The following is a 10,045-nucleotide window of genomic DNA, read 5'->3' as shown; positions in this document are numbered from 1 at the left end:
CTGCGGCCTCCTGCCAGAGCTCCTTCTTTGCAAATAATAAAAGAAACTTTGAGAGGAGGCCTGCATTTGAGAACTGCACCAAGAGTTATAAGTCCGAAGTGCGCTGAAACACAGCACAGACATCATGAACCGTAAAATATAAAACCCAGAAGAGTTGTCAACTTAAGTCATGCGACCAATGCATCGTAGATGCGTTTGGCCACTTGTTTATCGTCCAGATAGCCAGCGATGCCGTGGCGATTATCGGTGTGATTGTTGACCTCGAGGTGGTTCTCGATGGAGGGGGAGATGTCGAAATGATCTTCGTCCAGTGGTCGCAGGGACACGATGTCGCGTGGGTCCATAGCATTGTACCATTTAGAGACGCAGGATGGATGGCCTATGGGACGCAGGGCCTTTTTAATTGCAGTCACAGCGAGAGGGGATCCCAAGGTTACAAAGAGTGGTACCTTCCATTCGCGGGACTCTCCCTCACGGCGCAAGAGGTTGTAGGCCACGACCGTGCCAAGGGAGTGGCTGACGACCACTGTCTCAATACCGGGACTAATGGCCTTGAGCACGCCGGATTCAATAGAGTCGCGAATGCCAGAGCTATTGAGGTATTGGTATACGTCGTTGGTGGCAAGCGCAATACTGCTGCCACTGCCGCCTGGGATGTATTTATCGACAGCTTGTAGGACGCCACGGACCCAGGGCCAATTGAGGGGGCCGCGCTCAACTACGTCGCTGCCGACGATCGTTTCGAGCTGCTCATCGGTGATCTTGGCCTTTTTGATCTCTTCGATGACGGATCGGACGAACGCTTTCTTGGCGGCATCTTCTTCGGCACCTCGTATGATAATTTCAGCGACTTCTGGGGATCTTTCTACTAGGTCATGGAGAGTCTGACCATAATAGGGGAAGGCGATATCTGTTTCCTCCATGGGCAATTCCAGGCCATTCAATTTGAGGCCTTTTTTCCATGCAGAAATCCATTCGGCTTTCAGCTGGATGGAGTCTTTGAATTGCTGTGACCGACCGTGGATGAAAATGAGCTTACGTTTCATATAATTTCTCGTTGTTCTATGGCAGTTTGGATTTTTCTCACTCCTTCGGGGTTAAACAGCGTCCAGACCGAAGGCAGGAGGGAGCATTGAATGTCCTTGAGGGCGTCCGGCAAGGTAACTGCCTGGGCGGCGAGGAGTGCCCAACCTTGAGCGAGCAGAGGGAATGGGGAGATGAGAGCCTGATCTTTGGATGCGCCGATTTGGACTTTGTGAAGTTCACCAGCAAGCAAGGCAATATCGAACAAGCGGGCTCCAAGATCGTCCCTCATAGAATTGCTTATTTGCTGGATGAGCTCGCGGAGACGAATGTCATGATAGGCATAGGTGGCATAGATGGCTAGCGAGGGATCAACACTTTTGAAATGCTGCATCCGATGCATGATTTCCAGTGCGTCTTCATTCTCCAGCCGAAACACACCGCTCCGGGTAGCAGATGAAGCTACCGCACGAAGTGCCCGCAGATCTGCAGCGTGTTGGCGGTAAGTATCCCAACGTGAGGTGTTATCGGAGGGTTCATAGGCTACGTCTATCAATTCCCCATCCTCTACCGTGAGACCGGCGAGGAATCCGGGAATGGCTGGCAGCAACATGCCTGTTCCATTCTCCAACTCCAGTAGAACGCTAGTGCTTGGGGTTGGAACATTGTGCATACGAATCAAATCACCAGGCTGGTCTATGACCTCTGCGATTGATCCGTTGCACCAAGCTTTGACAAATTTGGCACCCCGAATTTTGAAGCCGCAATGGGTCTCTTGATGGGGTGGCCCGAATGGGATCGCAGCTTTCCTCGCTAGGGAGTTCAATGTAGCGACGCATGCCACCGAGTCCTTATCGAGAGTGGTGAGTTTCGGGCTACGGGTGCGGCGTCGAGTGATCAGTTCCGGGGGCTCCGAGGCTGTCATGATACCTTGGATGCCGTCTTTCAGCACTGACCGCAACAGAATGCATGCCGCTGAAGCTGCTGTGACAGGAGCTAATGCGGGCTTCACCCCTGCGCGATATGCATTGCTTCTCCGTATGGGTATTGAAAATGCTGTTGGCCTAGGCGGTGTAAACCCTTCCTCTTCGGTAAGTCGTGCGATCCAGGCGGTGTCATCCGAAACGATCCGCGCGTCCGGCTCCTGGATCGCGGTTGCCTGCAATTTGAGTTGGGTGATACGACGTGGTACCTCTGCGGTTAGATGAGGTTTCAGCGGCCTTGGTCGTACGTAGGCAACGGACTTGCCTGCCTCCTTTTTCCATTCCAGGAGTTCAGCGTGCTTGCCCTGCAATACATCAAGAAATGCACTGGTATACAAAGCTGTAAATGCGCCTGCCGCCACATTCCGATCCCGGATCTCAAGTGCCGGACGTCCCAACGTACAGGCATAAAAAATATCTACTGGCTTTGCTAACCCACCGACTCCGTCGTTAGGAAAAATTTCACTGCCAGTCACCCTCTGGGTTGTTCCTCCTTCAGCAGCTGTACGGCAGGCATCGGAAATGAAGATGGTGTGTGGAATGCCGGAGTATTCGGCCTGCCATGTACTGCTGCGGATATTGACTGCCGCCTGTGGGTCTCCAGGCGCGTCAGATAGCAACCAATACTCGCCATAGCCGATGTTCACGCCATGGCCCGCGAAATAGATCACAAGTTGCTCAAAGGTGCCAGTATCAACCATCTTTTTGATGGCCCTCTTAATTGCCCCCACTTCCACGACGCTGTCGTCCTCGTCGGTGAAAACATGTATAGAATCAAATTTTTGGCTCAGTGCCCAGTCTTCAAAACGTCGGGCACCTTTGGCAGCGTCTCTCAGGGGGGGCATGCCTCCGGTCCTGTCGACACCGATGATGATGGCTGCCCGCTTCATCTTTGTAAACAATCATTATGACTCCACATACGTGACATTCAGTTGGTAACGTTAAGCAAATCATTCATGATAGCAAGGGTGATTTTCGCTTGGCGTGCTTAAGGTTCAACTGAGTTTAGCAGCGACTCCTCGATAGCCGGAAGAATAGCGGCAGCGAATTTCCCCAAGAGATCTTCGTTCATCAGGCGCTCGCTGCCATCAGGCATCTTGACTTTGGCTCCGAGCACCGGCGTGTGAATAAAGAGGACTACGGGTGCCGGACCAGGCACCTCTGCCTGAGAGTGTAGGAGGTTGAATAACATTTCTTCACAGAGGTAATTTCCCGCTTCGACGGAGACGCGGACGGGCAGACCCCGTTTAACTAAGGCGTCACATAATGCAGCTGCAGGGAAGAGAGAGGTTAGCTTTTCTGGCGCACCTTTTATCATCTGCGCTTGAGACGGCTTTTGATCGTTGTTATCCTCCGTGTTGATACGCCTATTGTTTGCGACAGTTTCAATCTGGAAGATGTTAGTGCCTTCTCCGAAGGCTAGCCACAGGGTCCATGGCCTCGCCTTTTGCGAGGCCAGAGCCTTTTCTGGTGCGCCCCAGTGAACGGGAACTTCCAAAACGGTGATATCTCGCCCCGTCCCGGCTTTTGCGACTAGTTGGGCTATTTGATAAGACGCATTCCTCCTCCTTCCGTCAAAAGGTTCGAAACCGGAAACGATGATCCGTCCCTGCATCGCGCTGCCTTGTTGCGGAAGCTCAGTCAGGGAAGGTCTGTGGCAGCTCACAAGACCGAAGAGAGTGATGATCCAAATGTGTTTCATGGCAGGCTGACTGATGTTAAGGCTGTCGTTCCAAGGTAAACGTTCCTCGCTTACCGCCCCAATTGCCATAGGCTTTGCCTGTATCTGGATTGAGCGTGCCCTCGTAAACTATAGGAGGTTGGTGAAAATAACGGTAAGTCTTGTTGAATTGAATTTTCATCTTGCCATTTTCATCAATGATAGAGCCTGACACTAAGCCATGCATCTGCCCGTCAGGCCCACGAGATCCGAAGCCAGAGTATGGCTCTGTGTAAATACCTGTGAACCAAGAGTCACCGTGATTGTTCTGGATAGTAAGCTTAAACTCGACCGGTTTTTGTGCAGCTGATTCATCGGTCCCATAATAATAAGTGCCAAGCCACTTTCCGCCGAGGGCAGGTGCATGTTGCTCCAGTAAATTATTCATTCCTAATTGTTTTATGTCATTCGTTGACAACAATCCTGTGGGCGGCTGACCTCGGGAGGCCTGCCATTGAACAATCGCGGCATGATTCAAACTATCTGTCCGGCCGTCAGGCGCACCTTGATAGTAACCAAGACTGCCCAGCCTCTTCTGCACTTGCTGCAGAACCTTCATTTTACTGTAAGTCCTGAAAGAAGAGTATTCGGTGCCTTGAAAGATCTTATCGAGTAAGAGCAGGGCCCCGTGTTGGGATACTTGAGCCCACTCCGCGTCAATCTCGGCGTGCTCACTGGCTGAAGAGTTTTCTCTGGCAAAAGTAAAGCAAGCCTCAGAGGTAAAGCTGGACTGATGGCCTGATTCTTTAAACAAGAGCTTGCCTAGAGCACGCAATACTTTTGGATCACTGGGCGAGGCTCTATATGCTTGTATCGTATCATCGATGGTTTCTGCGGTCAGGCGTTCGGCGATCCAGTCACCAATAGGCCGAGTCGTGAAGGGATGCTCGCGCACCGAACCGCCATTCATGAGCCAAGCCGTGACTTTGGCTAGACTTTGGTTGCTCATGTCTTTGCCATAGCGCTCAAGCAAGACTTCGCCTGGTATGATTTTTTTGCTGATGGCTCCACTTCTACGCATAGAGGTGCGAAACTCTTGTTCACTGGTGAGAGTGGAGACTAGGTCAGCGAAATTTATGCGATCAGCAAGCTCTTCTGGAGTCGTGCCAGGACGCCACTCTGAGAAAGGTATATGGAATACCTTGTCCTCGCCTTCGATGACCAGTTCATGCCGTTCAGGGATAATGGCGACCTTCCGCTTGGTAATATTTTCGTTGAAGTAGTATTGGTCGCTGCCGATGCTCCATTCTCCCAAGGGCAGCGCTGGTCGGCCATTATTTTGATTGCTGGCAGGGAGTCGTAGGTCCCACATTTTAGGCGTGGAGCCATTTATGAGTGCAGTGCACCAGCGCAAGTCCGGAGAAGTCATTATGTCATCTACTTCGGCATCCCCGTTAAGGAGCCATTCTTGCGGATCCTTTAGTCCTTCATCAGGAGTCAGTTCATAGTGCCTGAGTAATAGTTGTGAGTTCCTCCGGCCAGAAGTGGACTTGCTTGTTTCCGGATAAACAATTATCAACCCACGACCATCGGGTGTAACCTTTAAATGAGTGTAACCGCTTCGCAGATTGACATGTAGTGGTTTGTCTGGAGTGCTGGCTTTGGCAATGCTCGCTTTGTACTCCATCGAACTGGCAAGGCTATCCTCGTCTTCAGATTCAGTAGTGTGGGATTGTAAGATCCATCCATGAGGCAGGTCGAGCACACGCTCTGCTGGCTGTGACGTCCAGGTTTTTGAGGCAAAAGCGAACTGCCAAAAAAGCCTCGATAGAGTATCTGCAATGAAGATGCGGTCTCCTGCGACATTGACCAATGCGTTGTCGCGACTGGGTTGGATATTTATGTCTGTAGAGAGCTTAATTTCTTCTTTGAAGAGTGGTGCCTCCGGTATTGCCACATCCCACACTTGTAGACTGTTACTGGATTCCGAGTAGGCTAAAAGGTACTTGGCTGCCGTAATATTTAGGACTGTCCATCCTTCGGGTAGAATAATGCCTGGACTAGGGGCACTTTGATCTTGTATGTTTGCCGTCCCAGTCCAGCGTCTGTCTTCGTCCCAAACGATCAAGCAGGCTCTATCAGGAGCTATTCGTGCTTTGCGTTCTGGTTTACCTAACAGTCGGAGGGATGGGCGCAGTATGGGGACGCTGCCCAAACGCCAATCTGCATATGCACCGCTAGGTTCCAGTAACCGTAGCAATGGGGGGGGCGCTAAGGTGGGGGACAGCCAATTGCCAAGATTAGGGGGCATCCGTGGGCGCCTATCTTCTTCCTCCAACTGAATGCTTTGCCAAGGGTAGCTAAATGGTGGGCTTCTGTCGCCCAAAAGATCGATGATTTGAGTCGGAGTAGAGGCCCAACGTCCAGAGGGATCGAACTGCCAGCGAGTCGGGCGGTCAAGTTGAGTGGTGCTTTCTTCTATACGACGTATAAGGAGGTCTCTAAGTTTGGTTGAGCTGAGATCGGACTCCTCGTCTCTCTTCTGAGTCTGGGTGCTAAAATCAACCTGCCACTTTTCGTTTCTCAAGCTAAAATAATAAAGCTCATCGGTATAGGTATAATCGAGTTCAGATCTCATTCTTCCGCTAACAATCATGCGCTGATCATTCTCAAAAAATGTGAGCGTTTGAATATTCAGTGTGCGCGGCTCCTCCTTTTCCACTGGAAGTATCTGTCTAAGAGGGAATGTCTGCGTAGTTGCTAGTGATGTGTCTTGATTTAGGTTTGTGCGCGAAAAAAAGCTTATTTCATGGCCATGAACAACTGCCAGCCAGCCGCCGTTCATGCTGAATTCGGCAACGCGGACATCTTTCAGTTTTAGGGGTAACCACTCAGAGTTATCCCCTCGCTTTACAAAGGCCGATGTGCTCTGAAATTCAGAATCTGGAGCAGCTCCTGAATCATATATAGCTGCAACTACAATGTCGTCTTGCTTTGGAAAGCACAGCCATCGGACATCGCCAGCTTTTTTACCCAGGGGAAGGGGTAGAGGATGCCCTTGAAGATCACAGCATAGGAGGTTCTTTTTCTTGCGATCTGCCATAATCAACCAATGGGCTCGTGGACTGAGCATAAGCTCGTGGAGATCCCCGCTGATGGGCGGTAGCTCAGTCTTCGGCCAGGGCAAGATACCGTTCTGATGGATGTGCAGATCCATTTTTTTACCAGTCACTGGTCGTTCGGAAGGCCCGATGCCGGGTGCTGCCTTTGTCGCAGAACGCTTGTTGATGGCTACAACCGCTTTACCACCATTACCTAGTGCAAAGCTGGCCTTGCTGAGGTCTGGAGGAATATGGATCATACGAGGTTCATCGCTACCTAAAAGGGAGATGACTTCCAACTTAGCACCACGTAAATGGCCGAAGTGGTTTCCATCTACGTCGGGGAGAATTTCAGTCTTCCTCCCGTTATCGAATGCACCCGGGTCTTTAACAAGTTGCCTGTAGCCGAGAGGAATGGAGATGCCCTCGGACATCGCTGCATCCACGAGATGGAAGAACGCAGTATCATCACTGGGCAGGGTCTTCACGGCCGCTGCGAGCGTTGCCAGGGCGTTCATCCCGGTTTGCTCTCCAGCTCGCTCCAACGCTGCTTCCGCAGCAGCAGTGCGGAGCGCAAACTCATGATCGGCACGTATGCGTTCCTTAGCAGCATCTATCTGTGCAGCATGAACCCATAAAGCAGCAACAATGCAGAGAGCAAAGGCGACAGTGATGGTGATCCCTACGTAAAGCTGACGCCGGACGAAGCGTAACAGGCTCCTTTCGTGAATCGCCGCCGCGAGTTGATCATGGCTAAGGTTGAGTAAATTTTGGCCGCCAAAGGGTTCTGAACGCACAAGACGCTGGGCTTCTAGCCAAACCACTTCCCACTCCTGCAGCCCCCGGAGACGCATGATTTCATCACGGCGGGCGGGCCGCCGCCCACCATCGCTGGTGAGAAGGTCGCGTTCCAGGAGATTGAGCACGCGCCACGACCTCATCGGATTGAACATGAATCTATTCGCAAGACGCGGGAGCAACCACCTGTTTTCCAACTGCTGTAGATCCAGCTTGTCTGCCTCTTCCTGGGTGCGACTGACAAGAAAGCGAAGAAGCTTGCCATGGTAATAGTCACGAAGCACGGCTTCTTTCTTTCCCTTGCCTTCAAACAGTGCTGTGGTGAAAGTCCCAGTGCGACCTGCTGCTATCTCGCGGATCGCGTGAGCCTCAATGTGCTCGCAGAAGATCTGCAGAACGAAGGTTTCCACTCCGCCCCCCTCCCCGCGCATAGTGTCTTTGATCACGGCACGTGACTTCTCCGCGAGCCAGTTCGTGAGTGGGCGAACAGCATCATCATCGCATTCAAAGGGGGGGGTGTAGAGAGCATTGTACTTGCCGAAATCTTTTGTGGCAGGCAGTTTAATCGCCTCAATGGCGTTTTCTGCCGAGAGCGGCAGGAGTTGCAGATTGTGATGGGTGAGGCCCGGAATCTCGTGACCCATGGCAAGCAGCGTGCCTATCGCATCTTCGCGCAAGGAGAGCACTAGCCGCATGTCGCGCGGCGATGTGATTAGGCTAGCAATTTCCTTAAAAAGGACCGCCTGGGCCTGGGCGATCTGCTTGGCAATTTTTGGGTCCTTGTGACGCTTGAAGACATCCTCGAACTGGTCGAGTACTAGCACTGGAACCATCGGGCCGCGTGTTCCCCAGAACTCGGCCTGATCAAAGTAATGCTCAAAGGTGGGGCTGTCGGACGGCGCATCGATCAAGGTAGCAGCTTGCTCGGGACGAGCACACTCACGCCGGACTTCCTTGTCCAACTGCGTTCCCAAGGTGCACTCCTTCGAGAAGTCAAAGCGCACATCCAGTGGCAGATATCCACGAGCCCGCAGCTCGGGAAAGACACCCGCTTTCAATAGGGAGGATTTGCCCGTGCCCGAGGTTGCGTAGAGGACTACGATGCGATGACTCAAGATGCGTTGGCACAGCTCTCGAATCTCTGTGTCCCGCCCAGTGAAGAGGCGGCGGTCAAGCTCCTTGTCTTGAAAGGCTCGGGTGCCCGGATAGCGGTGCACTTTAACTGTGAGAGGAGTGTCAGCAGACTTGGGCGCTGGAAGTGCGGTGTCCATGACGCTCAGAAGGTGTAGAAGGTGGGTTCGCTGGCAGAGAAATCAGTGGGGACGCGTTCTCGAATGCGTGTGAGCAAATCGGGTAACCGCTTCAATTCGCTCATGAAGGTGACAAGCTCGCGTGCTCGTTTGCTTGTCTTGTAACTTTCGAAGGCAGGGTGATGCTCCCTCCAGAATTCTGTTATGCTTTGAGCGATCAGCAGCAGATCGTCGGAGGGTACATGGTACACGATGAACTCCACAACCTTACCTTGATTAACGGGGCTGCCAGTTTGCGCAGGCGGAGGCGTGGTCTGATTGAACTTTGTCCAGTCATCTCGCAGTGCCTTGGCGAAGTCGATGGGGGCCTTATCGGCGAAAACAACACGGTAGGCAGCCCAGAGAAACTCCTCATCTTCTTTTGAAGGTGCTCGCTTGCATGCCTGCTCAAGGGATGTGGACACCGCCCTGTAGGGACGAGCCACTTGCGTGTAGAGTCCACGCAGCAAAAAGCGTGTCTGCCACGCTCCAAACTCGAAGCCCACGAAAAGTGCCGAGCGGTGATTATCGCCACCATCCCTTAGCGCCTCAGTAAGCGCCAGGGGCAAGGGCGGCTGCTCCCTGACCAGCGCCACGAGGTGGTTTACTTCCTCCTCGGAGGCGAAGGGGATAGAGCGCGGGTTCTGTGCCCGTCCGCCCAGATAGTACAGCAAAGGCTCAGCGGAGCTTCCCACGTGAGGCAGGTTACGCCGCGTACCCGTATTCCCTGCCTCGTAGGGTTCACGAAAATCATACGCGTGCGCTGCGAGTCTGCCAGGAGGGATATGTTTCGCCGACAAGGCAATCTCCATAAAGGGGTCAGGCGTGACCTGAACGATCAGGGTGAAAGGTAGATCCGCCAGCGTGTTGTGGAAGGGGCCTGTTGTGGCGGCTTTTTTCCACTTGGCAAGTTCGCCAACTAGCTTGTCTCGAATCTCATCACGCTGGTCTGTTCCCACCGCCTGGCATAGGTAGGCAAGGCTCCCAAAGTCCTCTCCGTTCTCGTTCACCCACGCTGGCGCAAACCTTTTCAGATGGTCCACCGCCACCTTGATCAAGGCTTGTTCCACCGGGCGACCATCAGGTAACAATGCGGCCTGCGGGCCAAGAAACAGCACGCAGCGCCCATCACGGATACTACCGAGCATTTCCTCCATCCTTGCAGTGTCAAAAATACGATTGGGCATGGCT

Annotated in this window: 5 protein-coding genes; all 5 read right to left on the bottom strand. The window is 52.7% G+C overall.

Going from position 1 to position 10,045, the window contains the following annotated elements; genetic code table 11:
- Positions 1–167 precede the first annotated feature (167 nt).
- On the bottom strand, positions 168–1,046 hold the full coding sequence (locus EI77_RS00355) for an alpha/beta hydrolase (RefSeq protein WP_133792774.1): 879 nt from the start codon (positions 1,044–1,046) through the stop codon (positions 168–170).
- Positions 1,043–2,896, bottom strand: coding sequence for a caspase family protein (locus tag EI77_RS00350; protein WP_279586890.1), 1,854 nt, complete (start codon positions 2,894–2,896; stop codon positions 1,043–1,045). Before EI77_RS00350 ends, EI77_RS00355 begins: the two co-directional genes overlap by 4 nt.
- 98 nt (positions 2,897–2,994) lie before the next feature.
- Positions 2,995–3,708 (bottom strand): pyroglutamyl-peptidase I family protein, encoded by a 714-nt coding sequence (locus EI77_RS00345; RefSeq protein ID WP_166646927.1) that lies wholly within the window; start codon positions 3,706–3,708, stop codon positions 2,995–2,997.
- A 16-nt stretch (positions 3,709–3,724) separates the two neighbouring features.
- Entirely contained in the window at positions 3,725–8,836 is a 5,112-nt protein-coding gene (locus EI77_RS00340) for an nSTAND1 domain-containing NTPase (RefSeq protein WP_133792771.1), read from the bottom strand.
- A 5-nt stretch (positions 8,837–8,841) separates the two neighbouring features.
- Positions 8,842–10,041, bottom strand: coding sequence for an SIR2 family protein (locus EI77_RS00335; RefSeq protein WP_133792770.1), 1,200 nt, complete (start codon positions 10,039–10,041; stop codon positions 8,842–8,844).
- Positions 10,042–10,045 lie beyond the last annotated feature (4 nt).

The sequence above is a fragment of the Prosthecobacter fusiformis genome, assembly GCF_004364345.1.
Lineage (GTDB): Bacteria > Verrucomicrobiota > Verrucomicrobiia > Verrucomicrobiales > Verrucomicrobiaceae > Prosthecobacter > Prosthecobacter fusiformis.
This window is presented reverse-complemented; position numbering and strand designations above follow the sequence as displayed.